This window comes from Marinomonas sp. FW-1, assembly GCF_005222245.1.
Classification (GTDB): domain Bacteria; phylum Pseudomonadota; class Gammaproteobacteria; order Pseudomonadales; family Marinomonadaceae; genus Marinomonas; species Marinomonas alcarazii.
Genome location: NZ_CP025987.1, coordinates 3,577,895 through 3,595,697 on the forward strand (window position 1 = coordinate 3,577,895; position 17,803 = coordinate 3,595,697).

Sequence of the window (17,803 nt, forward strand, 5' to 3'; positions counted from 1 at the left end):
ATAGCGGTTCTTACTCGCATCTGTATTTTTCCTAATCATCCCCTGTGCTATCCTTACCCCACTAATTGCATTTGGCTCTCCATCGATTTGCTCAGCTCTTTTGGCAACCCCGTGGAGTGTTTTAACGAAATTCATTCACGACGTTAAAAGTGCATGGATCTCCAATCATAGGATAAGTTGATTCTTTATGGCTCAGTTTGTATACAGCATGAACCGCGTTGGGAAAATTGTTCCCCCGAAACGCGAGATTCTAAAAGACATTTCTCTTTCATTCTTCCCTGGCGCTAAGATCGGTGTATTGGGTCTTAACGGTTCTGGTAAATCGACTCTTCTACGCATCATGGCGGGTGTTGATACCGAGCATAACGGTGAAGCACGCCCAATGCCTGGCATCAAAATCGGCTACTTGGAACAAGAACCTCACCTTGACCCAGAAAAGAACGTCCGTGGCATTGTTGAAGAAGCCTTCACTGACGTTATCGAAGCCATGGCGCGTTTGGATGCCGTTTACGCAGAATACGCAGAACCAGATGCTGACTTTGATGCGCTAGCAAAAGAACAAGGCCAACTTGAAGCCTTGATCGAAGCAAAAGAAGGCCACAACCTAGAGCGCGCCCTTGAAGTCGCAGCCGATGCACTACGTCTTCCACCTTGGGATGCAAAAGTAGAGCATCTTTCTGGTGGTGAGCGTCGCCGTGTTGCCTTATGTCGTCTATTGCTTAACAAGCCAGACATGATTCTTCTAGACGAGCCAACCAACCATTTGGATGCGGAATCCGTTGCTTGGCTAGAACGCTTCCTTAAAGATTACCCTGGCACCGTTGTGGCAATTACCCACGACCGTTACTTCCTAGATAACGCTGCTGGCTGGATTCTGGAATTGGACCGTGGCCACGGTATTCCATACGAAGGCAACTACTCTTCTTGGTTAGAGCAGAAAAACGCTCGCCTAGAAACCGAAGCGAAGCAACAAGCCTCTCACCAAAAAGCCATTAAATCGGAACTTGAGTGGGTTCGCCAAAACGCCAAAGGCCGTCAGTCTAAATCCAAAGCTCGTTTGGCTCGATTCGAAGAAATGAACTCGCAAGAGTTCCAAGATCGTAACGAAACCAACGAATTGTACATTCCACCAGGACCACGTCTTGGTAACAAAGTCATCGAAATCGAAGGCGTTAGCAAAAGCTTCGAACACAAGATGCTACTAGAAGACTTCAACATGGTCGTGCCACAAGGCGCGATCGTCGGTGTGGTGGGTGGTAACGGTGCCGGTAAATCGACCCTATTCAAAATGATCGCGGGTATCGAACAACCTGATACAGGTACCGTCACCATAGGCGAAACGGTACAGCTGGCTTACGTAGACCAAATGCGTGAACTGGATGGTGACAAAACTGTATTTGAAGAAATCGCCGACGGCCAAGACATGATCACGGTTCACAACTACAAAGTACCGTCTCGTGCCTATATCGGCCGCTTTAACTTCAAAGGGTCTGATCAACAGAAATTGGTTAAGCACTTGTCTGGTGGTGAGCGTAACCGTTTGCACCTTGCCAAACTGCTTAAAGAAGGTGGCAACGTATTGCTACTGGATGAGCCGACCAACGACCTTGACGTAGAAACGTTACGTGCACTGGAAGACGCGCTACTTGCCTTCCCAGGCGCCGCGATTGTTATTTCCCATGACCGTTGGTTCCTAGACCGTATCGCGACACACATCCTAGCGTACGAAGGCGACTCTAAAGCTGTCTTCTTCGAAGGTAACTACGCAGAATACGAAGCCGACTACAAAAAACGTACTGGCAACGAAGCCACACCAACTCGTATCAAATACAAACGTATTGATGCGTAATTCTATTTAATAGGATTGGTTGGTTTGAATGGAAAACCGCTTATCGGAAGGTAAGCGGTTTTTTTGTGTCTGATTACTATGTATTAATCTCAAATGAAGATGCTTGAAAGACATCTGAAAATAAGGAAAGTGAACTTCTAATTGCAAGAACAGCCTCATACCGAGTTACTTTTTGCTCACCATATCGAACCTTCGCATCACACTGTATATTGTCGATTAGTTGTTTTGAGACATTTATTCCTATTTTTTCAAGATCACCTGAAAGATCAGAAAGAAAATGTATATGTTTAATCTTTACATTATGTTGCTTCAGCTTTGATTTTATAGTTTTTTCTGCAAACTGAAGTGCAGACCATTTTGCATTGTTGTAATCAGGGTATTTATAAAAAATGTTGTGAATCGCTGTATCATAATCATTCATTCCCTGTTCCATATATGGAACACCTTTTAAATCTCGTAAAAATTGCACTGAGTTCAAAGCAAACATATAGTCTTGAAAAATAATCTCTCGCTCTTCATCAGAAAGAGATAAGGCTACTTTTCTCGTTATGTTTTCCACATGCCAAAGAATATTAGTCGATGGGACTTTTTTTCCGTCATTTGCAACAACATACCTTTCAACTCTTTCAAGATCAGAGTCGATTGTAAAGTTATTCCTTCCATACACTAAAGGAAGCTCAACCTTCCAAGGCTCACCTTTGATAATAAGGATATAGCTACCAGGCCCCATATGTATTTTTGTTCGATCACCATAAGTTTCTTCATACCAATTATGGACTTGAGTGAAAATAGCCTCATTTGAAAAATCATCTGGATCATTAAAATCTTCAGAAGTGATAGGAAATACACCCTTTGGATCAAGTTTGCCTGCTAAACTAGAAAAAGCATGCATTGGTCTTTGATGAAAGAGTAAGTTTCTATCACCAAGCTCTCGATCAATTTCAACTATAAGCCTTTCAAATTCTTTTCTAGTCAGCAAAGTACTTCCTTATTTCATTGATTCCAAAAAAATCACATTATGTATTTCCAATATTTCACTACAGTTAAGCAATGGTCTCTATCCCCTTACGCTTCACAAGAGACAGCATTTTCAGCGCAGCGCCTCTAGGTTTACTTTCACCTTGCTCCCATTTTTTAACGAGCTTATCGCTGACGTTAAGGTATTGAGCAAAAACAGGTTGGGAAAGGTTGTTGGCGAGTCTTAGTTTTTTGACTTGCTCAGGTGTGAAATCATGAATGGAGGTTAAGCATAAGGTATCAAACTGACGCATGGTGGTTTTATCAATCGCACCCGCCTTTTTAAGGCCTTTGGCTGTCTTGTGAACAGACTTTAAAATATCACTCATGGCGATCTCCTTCTTGGCAATGCTCTACTTTGATTAACTCTTGTGAGGCTATCAAGTTTTCTAATTCAACTTGGCTAAAACTAATGAAGATTTGGGCTAGTTCCCTTAGCGCCATTTGCTCTTTTTTCGTGATGTTGGCTCGTTTATTTTTAGCAAAGGCATACAAGAAAAAGTACTTTTCACCAATGACAGCACCAATAATCGTTCGATAGCTACCACTCTTACCCTTGCCCTCTGTTGCCACTCTCTTTTTATAGAGAGCGCCACCTAGGTCTGCATCAACTAATCCTCTCTGGATCTCATCACATGCTTCAATGAGATCCATATCAGACAAACGATCTTTTTTAGTTAAAGAACAAAACTCTTTCGTTTTATAAATCAAAGTATACCCTCCTTGGGCAGTATTTCAACAATACTCAACACATCCTGTGCTTGTTTTATCTTGCCGCTAACTTAACTGTAGCACTTTCTTCGATGCTTCGGCCAAGAACCCAGAACGGGATTTGTACTTCGGATTAGCCGCCACCATTTTGTCGATTTTGGTAATGAGTAAATGTGGCAGTGTTACGTTAATTTTTTCGCTTTTACCAAGCAGTGGTGTGATATCTATATTCACCACAGCCCACACGCCATCGGCGTAGTCTGGGTTGTCTTTATGAACAGAGATTGGGCTGGCGGTTGGAATGTCTTCACCGTCTTCTAGCAAGAGTTCAAGGTGAGAAAAAATCGCTTCTTCAGCCATTTCTAGTGCTTCATCAAATGTATCGCCAGCCGAAAAACAGCCGGGCACATCTGGCACAGTCACGCCATAACTAACGCCGTTATCGGTATGTAATACAATTGGATATTTCATTGATCGTACCTCTGCTAAAGCCACTAATGAACTAGTTGAGCTGAGCTTGTTTTCAAAAATTTCAATAGGTTATTTTTTTGAACAAAACAAACCACAACTCCAATAACCCTTAAAATAAATAGCTATGACTTCGAGGAAAATAAAAATCTCTATAAAAAAAACAAAACCCCGCTTACCATTGGTAAACAGGGTTCAGTATTTCCGGTTAAAGAAGCCTGGTCAGACCAACAAAACTATCGTTTCTTAAAAATCCCACTAGCAATAACGACGCCGATGCTGACGAAGATGAGTCCGGCGATGGAGTAGCCTTCTAGGTGTTCACCAAGTACGGGGATGGCGATGAGCGCGGCGAGTACTGGGGTGAAGGCGCCGATGGCGGCCATGTTTTCCGCGCCAAGTTTTTGGATGGCATAGCCATAGGAGAAGCCCGTCATCAGGCCAACAAGTAGGCTTTGCACAAGAATCTGTCCTGCCAACATATCCCAAGAGGCATCGGCTAGTCCGCTAGAAGCAAACCCAGTTGCCCATAAAAACGCGAGCGCGATTAGGGAGACTAGCCCCATTAGAGCGGTCGATACCAACGGTGGTAATCCTGCAATCCGCAAACTCACTGTGTACACCGCCCAGAAGAAGCTAGCGGCCAGCAATAATAAATCCCCTTTCCATGTGTTTTCTGGTGCGGTAAGCAGTGACAAGCTGAATAAAACAACCACACCAATACAAACTAAGCTCAAGCCGATTTTGCGCGCTTGGCTGACTTTTTCTTGATAGAAAAGCACGGCCAGCAAGGTCACAAAGAAAGGAAAAGCGCCAAGGATTAACAAGCCTGCATGAGACGCAGGAGCGTATTTAACGCCTGTTGCACTGAGGTAGAAAAACGGCAGGCCGGCACCACTCACAATGCCCAATAAAAGTATGGGAGAAACCGCTTTTACTTGTGCTCGAGCACGCCATAAAAAAGGCAATAACAATAAAGCTGGCGGAGAGAAACGCAGCACGCCTAAATCAAACGCAGTCAAAGTATTCGTCATGCCAGCACGCATACTGACCAACCAAGACGCCCAAATCAAAATACTTACAAAAGCCGCCAATAAGCCAAGGCGAAAGCCCCAACCTGTGGCGTATTGTTTGTATTTTGGTGTTTCTTGAGCAGCTATTGATGATGTGTGCTGTGTGACTGTTTGGGACATAACCACCTCTTGGGAAATCGATGGCCTTATTATCTGCTTTCACCCGCGGGCATGTCCTTGCTATTCACCCTCAAAAAAGTCTATTTTTTAGCATATAATGCTCATATTAAATCAATAAATTATGAAGTATGCCAATATGGACAAAACAGATCTAGATATTCTTTCCCACCTACAATCGGATGGCCGTTTAACCAACGTCGCCCTAGCGGAAGAAATACACTTATCCCCTTCTCCGTGTTTACGCCGCGTTAAACACTTAGAAGATTCGGGTGTGATAGAAGGTTATCACGCCCGCATTGACCGACAAAAAGCGGGCTTTTCCATGACAGTATTTGTCGAAGTACGCTTAAAAAGCCATGCGGGAGACAAACACATCGTCTTTGAACAAGCGATCTTAGAAATGGAAGACATCATCAGCGCCCATCTGGTGTCCGGTATCGCGGACTATCGCTTAGAAGTCGTAGCAAGAGACTTACAGGATTACGAGCGCATCTTAAAGGCTTTGCAGTCACTGCCTCATGTCAAAGACATTCAGAGCCATTTTGCTATTCGCTCAGTAAAAACAGCGGCACCACTGCCGTTGAACAGGGTGTCTTAATAAGCAAGGGAAAGGCTTTGTTTAATAGCCTGTTTTTAGTATGTTAAGGGGCTATATACCCTAGAGAATGAGTCAATGTCATTGAAGCATTACCGCCATCTGCAAGAACATTTCCACAGCCTGATTCGCAATAAGGTGCTGGAAGCGGGCAGTAAGTTACCCTCCGAACGAGAAATTGGTGAGCAATTCAAACTCACCCGAGTCACAGTGCGCCAAGCACTGCAAAGCCTCGAAATGGAAGGTATGGTTTATCGCCAAAATCGCCGTGGCTGGTTTGTTTCCCCACCAGCCGTAGTGTATGACCCAGCCGCCCACCTGAGCTTCAATATTTTCGTCACCGAGCAAGGCTATACGCCTCATACGGAAAGGCTGCAGCAAACACTGGTCGCAGCCGATCCAGAAGTGGCAACCAAAATGAACTTAGCCGTCGGCACACCTGTCCTCTTCTTGCACCGTCGACGCTATATTGATAATCGCCCTGTATTGATCGAGAAAATGTACATCAATACCACGCTATTACCTGGCATCGAGGAGGAAGACCTAACTCAGTCTCTCAGTCAACTGCTAGCTCGCAAGTACCAGATGTCTTATCGTGATATGGATTTATCTTTCAAGGCCACCTCTTTGCCTGAAGAAGCCACCAGCGCACTGGGCATTACCGCAGGGCAATCTGGCCTAAACATTGAACGCATCAATTATACTCAAGACAAACAAGTGCTGGAAATCGACTACGAATACTGGCGCCATGACGCCGTCACTATCCAAATAGCCATTCGCGACTAACCCCTTCTCCAATTCCTGTCTTTTTTTCGCACTTTAAAACATCGCTAAGGACAGCATCGTTTTACTTTTTAACATCTGTCATCAAGATGCAACATTTCATCATTATTGTTTTCAACACCAACTGGTATATACCAGATTAACTTTTGCATTCTGACTGCCCACGGAGAGTTGAAATGAACAAGAAGACCCTTGCTAAATGCTTTACCACGTTTGCAGGTTTCGCTGCTCTTTCTATGACAAGCGTCCATGCCGCACAAACGGAATTAACGGTTTACACTGCCATCGAAGCGGAAGACCTAAAAAAATACGCAGCGCGTTTCAACGAAGATCATCCAGAAATCAAGATTAACTGGGTACGTGACTCAACTGGGATCGTCACCGCCAAGCTATTGGCAGAAAAAGACAACCCACAGGCCGATGTAGTTTGGGGCTTAGCGGCGACCAGCCTAATGCTGCTTGATGGTGAAAATATGCTGCAAAGCTACAAGCCAAAAGGTTATGACAAGCTTTCGCCTAAATTCAAAGACCGTTCCGAAGAGCCAGTTTGGACTGGCATGGACGCGTGGATGGCGGCCGTTTGTTATAACACCGTCGAAGCCGAAAAGTTGGGCTTACCAAAACCAACCTCTTGGCAAGATCTGACTAAGCCTATCTACAAAGATCACATCATCATGCCCAACCCGAACTCGTCTGGTACAGGCTATCTAGATGTGAGCAGCTGGTTACAACTGTTTGGCGAAAAAGACGGCTGGGCATTCATGGACGGCTTACACCAGAACATCAATCGCTACACTCACTCTGGCTCTAAGCCTTGTAAACTAGCGGCCTCTGGTGAAATCCCAATTGGTATTTCTTTCGCCTTCCGTGCCGCTAAATCGAAAAAGTCAGGCGCGCCACTCGACATTGTTTTCCCAACCGAAGGTCTTGGCTGGGATATGGAAGCAACCTCAATCGTGAAAGGCACAGACAAGCTGAAAGCAGCCCAAACACTGGTTGACTGGACTGTGTCTAAGAAAGCCAACGAAATGTACAACGAAGGATATGCCGTTGTAGCCATGCCGGGTGTTGCCAAACCAGTCGAATTCTTTCCAGCCAATGCGGAAGAACTGATGATTGATAACGATTTTGCTTGGTCTGCTCAAAACCGCGATAAGATTTTAGCGCAATGGCAACAACGCTTTGATAGCAAGAGTGAATCCAAATAACACAACAAAGCGGTAATTTCTATTGCACAACAAGCAGTGCTGACTGGCTTCAGCGCTGCTTTTTCATAGGATGAGAGAACAAGTCATGTCAAATAAAACCTACTTAACACTCGAAAATGTCCAGCAATTTTTCGGTTCTTATCAAGCGCTACAGGACATCTCACTGAGTATTGCCGAAGGCGAATTTGTCTGCTTTCTAGGGCCTTCTGGCTGTGGGAAAACCAGTTTATTACGAATTATTGCAGGCCTTGATCTACCCACTGGTGGCATGGTTTCCCAAGCAGGCAAAGACATCACTTATTTACCAGTCAAACACCGTGACTTTGGTATTGTTTTCCAGTCCTATGCCCTCTTTCCCAACCTGACCGTGGCAGACAACATTGCCTATGGTTTGGTATCACAACGCATTCCAGCCAGCCAACGTCGAGCACGAGTCAAAGAGTTACTCGCTACCGTAGGATTATCTGGTAGCGAAGAAAAATTCCCAGTGCAGCTGTCTGGCGGTCAACAACAAAGGGTCGCCTTAGCCCGCGCTTTAGCCACATCACCTGGGCTTCTGCTGTTAGACGAACCCTTGTCTGCACTAGACGCTCGAGTACGAGCCCATTTACGCCAAGAAATCAAACAGCTCCAAGAAAAGCTTGGCGTGACTACGATTATGGTAACCCATGATCAGGAAGAAGCTCTGACCATGGCGGACAAAATTGTCGTCATGAATCACGGTGTGATCGAGCAAGTTGGCTCACCACATGAGATTTACGCCAACCCAAAAACCCCCTTTGTGGCTGAGTTTGTTGGCGAAATGAACTTTCTAGAAGCACAAGTCACTCAAAGCGGCCTTCTCAACTCAGGGTCGCTACACCTACGTTCGCCTAAAAACACGCTTGCTTATGAACAAGCGGTTCGTGTCGCCATTCGTCCAGAAGATATTCGTTTCACAGCTGACACCAACATTGGCAACATTGTGAATGCCAAAGTGGTACATCTGGAGTTTTTAGGCTCTCGTGTACGCTCTCTACTTCAATTGGACGACCGTGAAACACCAATTATGGCCGACATTTCCATGAACGAAATGGCTCGTCTTGAACTATCACAAGGACAACAAGTGGTCTGTCAATTGCCACAAGATCGCCTACATATCTTTGCAGGAGCGGTGTAATGGAAGCCACCTTAACGACAACAAACACAAGCAGCCAAAAACAGCCTCTGATCCGTCGTCGCAGTTGGGATGAATGGGCGCTTGGCGGCATGATGATTGTTGGCACCTTAGCACTGGTTGTTACAATTGTACTGCCTATCTACAGCCTTTTATCTAAAAGCGTACAAAACCGCGAGGGTAACTTTGTTGGGCTAGAAAATTTCACACTGTTTTTAACCACCCCAAGTCTATCCAGCTCCATTGGCCATTCGGTTTTCTTAGCCTTCGTCTGTACCTTGATCGTCACTAGTCTGGCGTTTTTTTCGGCCTACGCTATTAACCGTACCTGTCTTCCACTCAAAGGCATGTTTCGTCTGATTTTGGTGCTACCAATTTTGGCCCCCTCTCTGTTACCTGCCATCAGTTTGGTGTACTTGTTTGGCAACCAAGGCATTTTGAAAGAACTGTTGTTTGGAGAAAGTATCTATGGACCGATCGGAATTATTATCGGTTCCTGCTTTTGGACATTTCCCCATGCGCTGATGATCATGCTAACCGCTCTATCGAAAAGCGATGCACGTTTATACGAGTCTGCAGAAGTGTTAGGCGCGTCGCCATGGCGTACTTTCGTCACCGTCACCTTGCCAGCGGCCAAATACGGCATTATCAGCGTGGCTTTCGTCGTATTTACCTTGGTAATCACCGATTTTGGCGTACCGAAAGTAATTGGCGGACAATACAATGTCTTGGCGACCGACATTTACAAGCAGGTGATTGGGCAACAAAACTTTGAAATGGGAGCCACTGTCAGTGTGATTCTGTTATTGCCTGCGGTACTCACTTTCTTAACTGATCGCTGGTTACAACGTCGGCAATCTGCGCAGTTAACGTCAAAAGCCGTGCCTTTTTCTCCCAAACCACGCCCGCTAGCCGACAAGCTGTCCTTGTTGTTTATGCTTGTTCTTTCCGGTGTGATCATCGGTATTATTCTGATGGCGGTATACGCCTCTTTGGTAACGTTCTGGCCTTATAACCTATCCCTTTCTTTGAAGAACTATCAGTTCGATTTGATGGACGGCGGCGGCTGGGCTTCCTATTGGAACTCTTTACAGATGGCAGCCTATACCGCAGTGATCGGTACGCTGTTTATTTTCTTCCAATCCTATTTGGCGGAAAAGCTGCCTGGGTATGGCGTACTAAAAGGCTTTTTCCAATTATTTGCCATTCTGCCTTTGGCAGTTCCTGGTTTGGTATTGGGTTTGGCGTACATCTTTTTCTTCAACGCCCCCAACAATCCACTCAATAGCATTTATGGCACCATGACCATTTTAGTCGTGTGCACCATTAGCCACTTTTATACGGTGTGCCACATGACCGCATCGACGGCCTTAAAACAAATTGACCCTGAGTTTGAATCCGTCTCAGCATCACTCAAGGTGCCACAAATTATCACCTTTTGGCGTGTGTCATTGCCGGTCTGTTTGCCTGCGGTATTGGACATTGCCAGCTATCTTTTTGTGAACGCGATGACAACAGTATCTGCGGTCGTATTCTTGTACTCCTACAACACGACCTTAGCTTCGGTTGCCGTGCTCAATATGGACGATGCGGGTGACATTGCTCCTGCTGCAGCGATGGCGGTCTTAATCATGGTGACCTGTATGGGCGCTCGAGTGGTGCATTGGTTTCTCGGCGATGTGTTGCTAAAGCACACACAAAGCTGGCACAAGCGTTAAGGCAATAGGATCATGACGCTAACCGCTATCCTATTGGTATTAATTTCAGCGTTTATGCACGCTGGCTGGAATTTCTTTGGAAAACAGGCGCAGCCTACCCTCGCCTTTTTCTTTTTGACCATGTTACTGGGCAGCCTGTTATTTTCTCCATTAATTGTTTGGCAGTGGTCATTGATTCAAGCCTTTGATCTTCGCATTCTGGGCTTGCTGTTATTAACAGGTCTATTCCAAGCTCTGTATTTATGGGGATTAGCAGAGGCGTATCGCGCTGGAGACATGTCGATCGCCTACCCAATTGCGCGTTCATCGCCATTAATCATTGTCTGTGTCTCAAGCTGGTTTTTAGGACAGGGGTCTAGTATTTCCAATCAAAGCATCGCTGGGGTGATTTTGATTGTTCTAGGCTGCTTATTGATTCCTCTACCTCGCTTACAAGACTTCAGTTGGCGCAATTATAACAATCGCACCACTGTATTTGCGCTCATTGCCGCTTTCGCTACCGCAGGTTATTCCTTAGTAGATGATCGTGCGACACAATTAATGCGGGAGTTAACGACCCCTGATGGCACCTTTATTTCACCACCTGAGCATATTGCTATTTTGTACGTCACCTTACAAAGCTGCTTTTCACTTATCTGGATGGTGTGGTTTGTCTGGCTATCCAAACCGCAGAGGCAACAATTTAAAGACATGACTCGAAGACAATGGCGACTTGCGGCCATTACAGCGGTGCTAATGCTATGCACCTATTCTCTGGTCATTTTAGCCATGGCGTTTGTGAGTAACGTGAGTTACGTGGTGGCATTCCGGCAACTGAGCATTCCGCTCGGTGTGCTTTTCGCGGTCATCGGTTTTGGTGAATCATTCAAACTCCCCAAGCTCATTGGTGTTGGTATAACCTTCACAGGCCTAATTGCCGTCGTATTGGGTTAATCCTATTTAACAGAGTATATCGCCAACCATGTTAAGGTTGGCCTAGAGTAAGGAGCCGAGATGGCACTGGCATTTTTTGATTTAGACAACACGCTTGTGGCTGGCGATACAGCACAAGCTTTCTCTGAGTATTTGGCAGCAAGCAACTTGCCGACCCCAGACGATTTTCTCAGCGTTAACCTAGCTTATATGGAAGACTACGATGCTGGCCGACTTAACTTAGCGGATTATATGCGTTACACCCTCGCGCCTTTAACCCAGCTCAATGCGGAACAAGTAAATGATGTGATTGATGCATTTATTAAAGATAAAGTGTCAGAAATGATCTTACCGAAGGCAAAAGCCACCCTAGCAAAACACAAAGCAGCCGGTGATACTCTGGTAATCATCTCGGCCACGGGCACTCACCTTGTGGCCCCTATTGCTCGCTACCTTGGTGTTGAAAACGCCTTAGGGGTTGATATTGAGTACCACAACGGCCAGATCACTGGAGAAATAGCAGGCGTACCCACTTTTCGTGAAGGCAAGGTAACACGAGCCATAGAATGGGCTGAGCAGCACCATATGAGTATGGCCGATTGCTTTTTTTACAGCGACTCTCACAACGACCTCCCCTTACTAGAAAAAGCGTCCAACCCTATCGCAGTCGATGCGGACCCAATTCTTTTGAAGGTGGCTCAAGAACGCGACTGGCCTGTCATTAGCCTTCGCTAATTCTTCCATAAAAAAGGGTCGCTTTCATGCGACCCTTTTATCTTTTAGCGTTATCAGCAACAGACTAAACTTTAAAACTCCCCACCTGTTGATCCAATACTTTATACAACTTAGTAATGTCTTTTGACTGTTGTTGTATAAGATCAGACACCGATTGGACAGAGTCCGTTTGATCCTTTAGCGACACCATGTTTTGATTAATGTCATTAGCAACAACCGATTGCTCCTGAGTGGCTTGTGCCGTTTGCGCTGCCATCTCTTGAACCTTCGCAAAGGATTCCTGCAAACTATTGAAAACGCTGGTAACTTCACCAAAATTACTCACTGTAAATTCAGCATTGTCACGGCTGTTTTGAATCGCTTTAGAAGATTCAGCCACATTGATTTTTAGCTGCTCTATCATACCTTCAATTTCATTAGTGCTGTCTTGCGTACGAGTTGCTAAGGTGCGCACTTCATCCGCCACCACAGCAAAACCACGTCCCTGCTCACCTGCACGAGCCGCCTCAATCGCGGCGTTCAATGCCAACAAGTTAGTCTGTTCAGCGATATTTCGGATCACTTCCAAAACAGAGGCAATACTCTCTGAACTCTTTTGTAGCTCACCAGAGCGGCCAAGAGCAAGTTCAATATCCGCCACGAGCGTCGTAATTGCATGCTGAGATTTGTTGACTGCAGACATACCATTTTGCGTCAAACTGTTAGAATTTTTGGCTTCGTCTGCGGTATCACGAGCGACAGCCGCCATTTGCTGATTAGACATATCCATTTCATGACCTGCACTTACGATCGAAGCAGAAGCATTCGCCAGTGCGGTGGTAATTCCTGCCGTTTTCGTTGCTACGCTATTTAGCTGGCCAGTCATTTCACCCAACGCATCTGACTGTTTATGAATGCTACCAATGATGCCTTTTAGACGTTCCACAAAACCGTTAAATTCATCCGCAAGATCACCCAACTCGTCTTTAGTAGAAAACTCGATACGTTGAGTTAAATCGCCATCACCTTCCGATATTTCACGAATACGCTGGCCCAAATAACGCACTTGGTTAGCCAATGTTTTCGGTGTTCTGTAGCTGAACCAAATAGCAATCAGTAAGCCAATAACCACAATAGTAATCGCTACCTTCTCAAACGAAACTACCTCTTCTATGATGGCTGTTTTAGAGGCTTCAGTATGGTTATTTACCGCCTCGCCCGCTTTATCAAGAATCTCTCTAAGTGCGCTAAAGTCAGCATCAGCTTTCTGCTCTGCAGCCGCAAAATTCGGATCATTTCGCTCTAACTTCACAAGCGCATTTGAAGCATTCAACCAAGTCGTAAAGGCCTTATCAAAACCACCTTGCGATTGATAAATTTCAGGCTCTGCTGATAAGTACTGACGGTATAGATTAAAGCGATCTTTTACTTGCTGAGCGTTTTCTAAACGATCCTTTTCTTCTTCATCAGGCTTACCAATACCAGTGACAATACGTTGCTCTGCAAGCTTCGCTTGATAAAGGTCTCGGTCCGCGTTCAAAATAACCGCAGACGCTTTTCCATAAGAGTCGGCTTGTGTATTGAGAGCAACCGTTAGTTGATTGATGATAAATACCACTGCAATCATAGCGATCACAAAGGTGATACTCATCACAAGCACGGGCAAAGAGCTTTTCACTCTAATAGAATTTAAACGCATAATTTTGTCCCCTAACAAAAACCACCGTGTCTACGGTATGTAAGGTGATAGTAGAGTGGCGCAGCACAATGAATCAATCAGCATTAACAATTACCTACATTTATACTGTACATAATAACCAATAAATAACATCCTCTTGATATAGCGCAATAAAACAATACATGACCTCTAACTGATTGATGAAGAAGTATTTTCAGATAGCATTATGAAAATATTCAAGAAAAACCTTGTGGTTTTTGCCTTTATCGACAACATCAAGTAAAACAAAGAGGATAATGTCGTCATTCCAAGTATTCGCCTTACAACGAATAGAAGAGTAATAAATGAAAAGAGCAATGCGATAACATGACCTTTCCAACACCCAGCGCCAAACTTGCTCTTGCGGCTTGGTTAGAAACTCATAGCGATTTTCGTTTGCCTGCTCAGGCGAACAACCTGCCTAGTGCGCTAAAAGAGTTAGATACCTCACCTAAAACTACCAGCTACTCGGCTCAGTTTGCTTTGTTAAAACGCTACTTTAATCGCACGATTTTAGGTTTATTGTGCGCTTCGCTGCTATTAGGTTTTATGGCTGTACCGCCCGCTTTTGCGATAAACCAATCCAATCAGGTGAATATTTTTTGGTTGTTTATTATCTTATTAGGGTTTCATGCGCTAAATTTTGTCGTCTGGTTCGTGACCATTATGGCCACCATGAAGCAACAAACTGAAAACAAAGGCATGCTGTTAAGCCTGCTGATTTTCCTCAACAAAAAGATAAGTAAGCACTCACATATCAACACAGACGTGAGCACTGCTTATATCCATTGGCAATGCCCTGCTCACTCAAACAAATGGTTAGTCAGCAGTATTTCCCATGGTGCGTGGGGCTGTTATTTGCTGGCAGGCTGGGTAATGACTCTGCTTTTGCTGCTTACCAATCAAGTTAATTTTGTCTGGGAAACCACGTTATTAAGCGACGATGCTTTTATTCAACTGACGCAAGCTTTAAGCATCATTCCTCAATGGTTTGGTGTTTCCTTGCCGAACCAATTAGACATTCTCGCCAGTCGCGTCGACCTTATTTCGCAAACCGCGACAACAAGACAACATTGGGCTAACTTTCTACTCGCCAGTATTTTTATTTATGGCGTGTTGCCAAGGGTAGTTTTTACTATTATTTGTTTGGGTATGTATCACCTTAAACGCGCAACACAACCTCTGAGCACCCAGGAAAAAATCATTCAAAATCGTTATCGTCAGCAGGAAAGCCAGAGCCGAAACATTGTAGATGCAGATCATCACAAACGTTCTGCCTCTGCGATAAGCGCAAACGGAGCAAGCGATGACTCGCTTACAGACAGCGCATTTTCCCAACAATGGGCTTTATTTGAATGGAGCCAAGCTAAGCCCGATTATTTGCGCTCTGCACGTTCTTTATCAGTATTAAACAACCGAGAAGAACAAGATCGCTTTTTAGCATCATCCAGCGACGAACCGGTTTATATTTTAGTTAATGCCGAGCAAAGCCCTGATCGTGGCACGAGACGATTTTTTTCACGAGCAAGCATGACCTACCCGTTATTGTTTCTGGTGATAGCAGGCGATGAAAACGCTAGATTTATTGAGGATTGGCAGCGCCTTGCCAGAGAAACACGTCTTCACTTTACACAAATAAAGCAAAAGGACTAAACCGTGTCGATTTCCCTTTTGGTCGTTGGCCACGCCAACACGGGCAAAACTTCGCTAATCCGCACCTTGTTGCGCAAGCAAGATTTTGGCGACGTCAGTGACCGAGCTGGTACGACTCGACACGTTGAAAGTGTGAAAATCAAAATCGGCAAACAAACTGTGATTACGCTCACGGACACACCAGGGTTTGAAGATTCGATCGGCCTTTGGCAAATCCGTCATTCAGATGCATTCCGTTCTTACCAAGGTTCAGACTGGCTACAACCATTCTGTGAAAGTCACTTTGCACAGGATGAATTTGAACAAGAAGCAAAGATTCTTAAACAATTAAGCCAAGCCGATATCATTTTATATGTGATTGATATTCGCCAAGCGCCACTTGGTAAATACCTTGATGAATTAGCGTTACTGGCTAGCGCCAATAAACCCATTATTCCTATCCTGAATTTCAGCGCGTCGCCCAGTGCGCATTTAGAGGCATGGCGCAAAGTTTTGGCAGAACGTCACCTACATGCGGTTATTAAATACGACACTGTCGCGTTTTACTTTGAAGATGAAAAGCGTCTCTATCAAAGCATTCAGAGCTTAATGCCTGAAGACTACGACGCAATCAAACATCTCATTCAAAACCGAGAAGAAGCCGCACAATTACGCCGTTCGATGGCCTGCAACCTATTGTCTGATTTACTATTAAAAGCGGCCAGCACACGTTTAGAGTGTTCCAGCTACCCTCCTAAGAGCGAAGAAATGCGTGTTTTTGAAGATAAAATACGTGCTCTTGAACAAGGCTACACCAGCCAACTTTTGCGGTTATATGAATTCCAACAGGAAGACCTTATTGCATCACCGCTGGACATTCAAAACGCTCGCTGGGAACAAGATCTGTTTGATGCAGACACACTAAAAGAATGGGGCGTTGAAACGGGCACCAGTGCATTAACTGGTGCGGCTATAGGAGCTGGTATTGATGTTATGTCCGCTGGCCTAACGTTAGGCACGGCCACCACAATTGGTGCGATCTTAGGCGCTACCTGGAAAACGGGCCAGCATTACAAAGACACGTTGAAAAGCAAATTCACCAAACAACATTTTTTGTGCCTCGACCAAGCCACTTTAACCTTATTATGCCTACGAGGCGTCAACGCTATTGAACACTTCCATCAACGGGGACACGCCTCTCAACAGGCATACCAACTGTCGCCTTCATTCCCAAGTAATGACTTAATGGATCGAATCAAACCTTACTGTAAGCAGGCTCGACAACACCCAGAATGGTCACAACAAGCTTTACCAGACGATCACCCTAGTAAGCTGGGCATCAAGAAACAACTAGAAGAAACCCTAGACTCACTTCCTAACGTCAAAAGTTAGTCGCCATTGTCTAAGGCTGGGCGAGCTCTTGATCGAGACGTTGCTTGGTTTCATGCATCAAGGTTTCGCAGGTAGCCATCAACTTCACAACGTCGGTTTCATGTAGCCCAGTCGTATCGATTGGAGGCAGCATTTCCACAATAACCTTGCCATTATGCAGACGGTTTAAATTAACCTGATCGTGTGTACTGCTACACACAATGGGAATAATAGGCACTCCAGCCTGAACGGCTGCATGAAACGCACCTCGCTTAAAGGGAAGCCAGCCGCGACCTCGGCTACGAGTCCCTTCAGGAAACATCCAAATAGAAAGACCTGTTTTTTTCATGCTTTCTACAACTTGGCTGATCGTCTCAATGGCTTTTTTGCGATTGGCTCGATCAATAAGAATATTACCGCTTAACCAATACAAAATACCAAAGAAGGGAATCCAACGTAGGCTCTTTTTACCGACCGTCACCACGCCTTCTGGCACAACGGCGGCGAGCGTAAATAAATCAAAATTATTTTGGTGATTAGCAACGTAAACCGCTTGGGGAACGGTTTTCGCCAGCTCAGAAACACGTGGTTCAACCGACAATCCAAACAACGCAGCAACCTTCGCAAATACCCGTCCTAGGTAGTAAACACGGTTTTTTGAAGATAATGTAAACAAGCAAAACACAATGCCAAATAGCGTCACACTCACAATCAGCAATAGCAGCAATGTCATCCGTATCAAAAGCAACATATTGAAAT

Annotated in this window: 17 protein-coding genes; 10 read left to right on the forward strand and 7 right to left on the reverse strand. The window is 44.9% G+C overall.

Annotated elements, in window-relative coordinates; translation table 11 throughout:
• Positions 1–187: 187 nt before the first annotated feature.
• The gene (gene ettA, locus C1X04_RS16630; protein ID WP_110576785.1) at positions 188–1,849 is read left to right on the forward strand and encodes an energy-dependent translational throttle protein EttA; all 1,662 of its coding nucleotides are present in this window, start codon (positions 188–190) and stop codon (positions 1,847–1,849) included.
• A gap of 76 nt (positions 1,850–1,925) precedes the next feature.
• On the opposite strand, the gene C1X04_RS16635 is transcribed toward ettA, so the two are convergent.
• The 5 genes from C1X04_RS16635 to C1X04_RS16655 all read right to left on the reverse strand — a co-directional run bounded on the left by C1X04_RS16635 (position 1,926) and on the right by C1X04_RS16655 (position 5,238).
• Positions 1,926–2,828: a hypothetical protein gene (locus C1X04_RS16635; RefSeq protein ID WP_137170531.1), complete on the reverse strand. Its 903-nt coding sequence runs from the start codon at positions 2,826–2,828 to the stop codon at positions 1,926–1,928.
• A gap of 64 nt (positions 2,829–2,892) precedes the next feature.
• Positions 2,893–3,195: a DNA-binding transcriptional regulator gene (locus tag C1X04_RS16640; protein ID WP_110576787.1), complete on the reverse strand. Its 303-nt coding sequence runs from the start codon at positions 3,193–3,195 to the stop codon at positions 2,893–2,895.
• Positions 3,188–3,577, reverse strand: a complete 390-nt coding sequence (locus tag C1X04_RS16645) for a type II toxin-antitoxin system RelE/ParE family toxin (protein ID WP_110576788.1) — start codon at positions 3,575–3,577, stop codon at positions 3,188–3,190. Before C1X04_RS16645 ends, C1X04_RS16640 begins: the two co-directional genes overlap by 8 nt.
• Before the next feature lie 66 nt (positions 3,578–3,643).
• Positions 3,644–4,048, reverse strand: coding sequence for a type II toxin-antitoxin system HicB family antitoxin (locus C1X04_RS16650; RefSeq protein ID WP_110576789.1), 405 nt, complete (start codon positions 4,046–4,048; stop codon positions 3,644–3,646).
• A 233-nt stretch (positions 4,049–4,281) separates the two neighbouring features.
• Positions 4,282–5,238, reverse strand: coding sequence for a DMT family transporter (locus C1X04_RS16655; protein WP_137170532.1), 957 nt, complete (start codon positions 5,236–5,238; stop codon positions 4,282–4,284).
• 136 nt (positions 5,239–5,374) lie between these two features.
• Here C1X04_RS16655 and C1X04_RS16660 point away from each other — a divergent pair, with 136 nt between their 5' ends.
• The 7 genes from C1X04_RS16660 (at position 5,375) to C1X04_RS16690 (ending at position 12,345) form a co-directional block, all read left to right on the forward strand.
• On the forward strand, positions 5,375–5,836 hold the full coding sequence (locus C1X04_RS16660) for an Lrp/AsnC family transcriptional regulator (RefSeq protein ID WP_110576791.1): 462 nt from the start codon (positions 5,375–5,377) through the stop codon (positions 5,834–5,836).
• A gap of 75 nt (positions 5,837–5,911) precedes the next feature.
• Positions 5,912–6,619 carry a UTRA domain-containing protein gene (locus C1X04_RS16665; RefSeq protein ID WP_137170533.1) on the forward strand — a complete coding sequence of 236 codons (708 nt, stop codon included), beginning with the start codon at positions 5,912–5,914 and terminating at the stop codon, positions 6,617–6,619.
• A gap of 173 nt (positions 6,620–6,792) precedes the next feature.
• A complete protein-coding gene (locus C1X04_RS16670; protein ID WP_110576793.1) occupies positions 6,793–7,824 on the forward strand; it encodes a putative 2-aminoethylphosphonate ABC transporter substrate-binding protein in 1,032 nt (343 codons plus the stop codon).
• Between the two features lie 85 nt (positions 7,825–7,909).
• Positions 7,910–8,983 carry a putative 2-aminoethylphosphonate ABC transporter ATP-binding protein gene (locus C1X04_RS16675; RefSeq protein ID WP_137170534.1) on the forward strand — a complete coding sequence of 358 codons (1,074 nt, stop codon included), beginning with the start codon at positions 7,910–7,912 and terminating at the stop codon, positions 8,981–8,983.
• Entirely contained in the window at positions 8,983–10,698 is a 1,716-nt protein-coding gene (locus C1X04_RS16680; RefSeq protein ID WP_137170535.1) for a putative 2-aminoethylphosphonate ABC transporter permease subunit, read from the forward strand. The genes C1X04_RS16675 and C1X04_RS16680 overlap by 1 nt, the downstream gene beginning before the upstream one ends.
• A 12-nt stretch (positions 10,699–10,710) precedes the next feature.
• Entirely contained in the window at positions 10,711–11,631 is a 921-nt protein-coding gene (locus C1X04_RS16685; RefSeq protein ID WP_137170536.1) for an EamA family transporter, read from the forward strand.
• A 60-nt stretch (positions 11,632–11,691) separates the two neighbouring features.
• Positions 11,692–12,345 (forward strand): HAD family phosphatase, encoded by a 654-nt coding sequence (locus C1X04_RS16690; protein ID WP_137170537.1) that lies wholly within the window; start codon positions 11,692–11,694, stop codon positions 12,343–12,345.
• A gap of 64 nt (positions 12,346–12,409) precedes the next feature.
• Here C1X04_RS16690 and C1X04_RS16695 read toward each other — a convergent pair whose 3' ends face one another.
• Entirely contained in the window at positions 12,410–14,023 is a 1,614-nt protein-coding gene (locus C1X04_RS16695; protein ID WP_137170538.1) for a methyl-accepting chemotaxis protein, read from the reverse strand.
• Positions 14,024–14,368: 345 nt separating this feature from the next.
• Here C1X04_RS16695 and C1X04_RS16700 point away from each other — a divergent pair, with 345 nt between their 5' ends.
• Together C1X04_RS16700 and C1X04_RS16705 are read left to right on the forward strand one after the other, a co-directional pair.
• Positions 14,369–15,694 (forward strand): DUF2868 domain-containing protein, encoded by a 1,326-nt coding sequence (locus tag C1X04_RS16700; RefSeq protein ID WP_110576799.1) that lies wholly within the window; start codon positions 14,369–14,371, stop codon positions 15,692–15,694.
• A 3-nt stretch (positions 15,695–15,697) separates the two neighbouring features.
• The gene (locus C1X04_RS16705) at positions 15,698–17,065 is read left to right on the forward strand and encodes a DUF3482 domain-containing protein (RefSeq protein WP_137170539.1); all 1,368 of its coding nucleotides are present in this window, start codon (positions 15,698–15,700) and stop codon (positions 17,063–17,065) included.
• Positions 17,066–17,075: 10 nt separating this feature from the next.
• Here the strand turns inward: C1X04_RS16705 and C1X04_RS16710 are convergent, their stop codons facing one another.
• On the reverse strand, positions 17,076–17,795 hold the full coding sequence (locus tag C1X04_RS16710) for a 1-acylglycerol-3-phosphate O-acyltransferase (protein WP_110576801.1): 720 nt from the start codon (positions 17,793–17,795) through the stop codon (positions 17,076–17,078).
• Positions 17,796–17,803 lie beyond the last annotated feature (8 nt).

Coding starts and splice junctions, on each gene's coding strand:
- C1X04_RS16665 (WP_137170533.1), top strand. CDS start 5,912: ATGTCATTGAAGCATTACCGCCATCTGCAAGAACATTTCCACAGCCTG.
- C1X04_RS16660 (WP_110576791.1), top strand. CDS start 5,375: ATGGACAAAACAGATCTAGATATTCTTTCCCACCTACAATCGGATGGC.
- C1X04_RS16685 (WP_137170536.1), top strand. CDS start 10,711: ATGACGCTAACCGCTATCCTATTGGTATTAATTTCAGCGTTTATGCAC.
- C1X04_RS16700 (WP_110576799.1), top strand. CDS start 14,369: ATGACCTTTCCAACACCCAGCGCCAAACTTGCTCTTGCGGCTTGGTTA.
- C1X04_RS16695 (WP_137170538.1), bottom strand. CDS start 14,023: ATGCGTTTAAATTCTATTAGAGTGAAAAGCTCTTTGCCCGTGCTTGTG.
- C1X04_RS16680 (WP_137170535.1), top strand. CDS start 8,983: ATGGAAGCCACCTTAACGACAACAAACACAAGCAGCCAAAAACAGCCT.
- C1X04_RS16650 (WP_110576789.1), bottom strand. CDS start 4,048: ATGAAATATCCAATTGTATTACATACCGATAACGGCGTTAGTTATGGC.
- C1X04_RS16670 (WP_110576793.1), top strand. CDS start 6,793: ATGAACAAGAAGACCCTTGCTAAATGCTTTACCACGTTTGCAGGTTTC.
- C1X04_RS16690 (WP_137170537.1), top strand. CDS start 11,692: ATGGCACTGGCATTTTTTGATTTAGACAACACGCTTGTGGCTGGCGAT.
- C1X04_RS16675 (WP_137170534.1), top strand. CDS start 7,910: ATGTCAAATAAAACCTACTTAACACTCGAAAATGTCCAGCAATTTTTC.
- C1X04_RS16710 (WP_110576801.1), bottom strand. CDS start 17,795: ATGTTGCTTTTGATACGGATGACATTGCTGCTATTGCTGATTGTGAGT.
- ettA (WP_110576785.1), top strand. CDS start 188: ATGGCTCAGTTTGTATACAGCATGAACCGCGTTGGGAAAATTGTTCCC.
- C1X04_RS16655 (WP_137170532.1), bottom strand. CDS start 5,238: ATGTCCCAAACAGTCACACAGCACACATCATCAATAGCTGCTCAAGAA.
- C1X04_RS16640 (WP_110576787.1), bottom strand. CDS start 3,195: ATGAGTGATATTTTAAAGTCTGTTCACAAGACAGCCAAAGGCCTTAAA.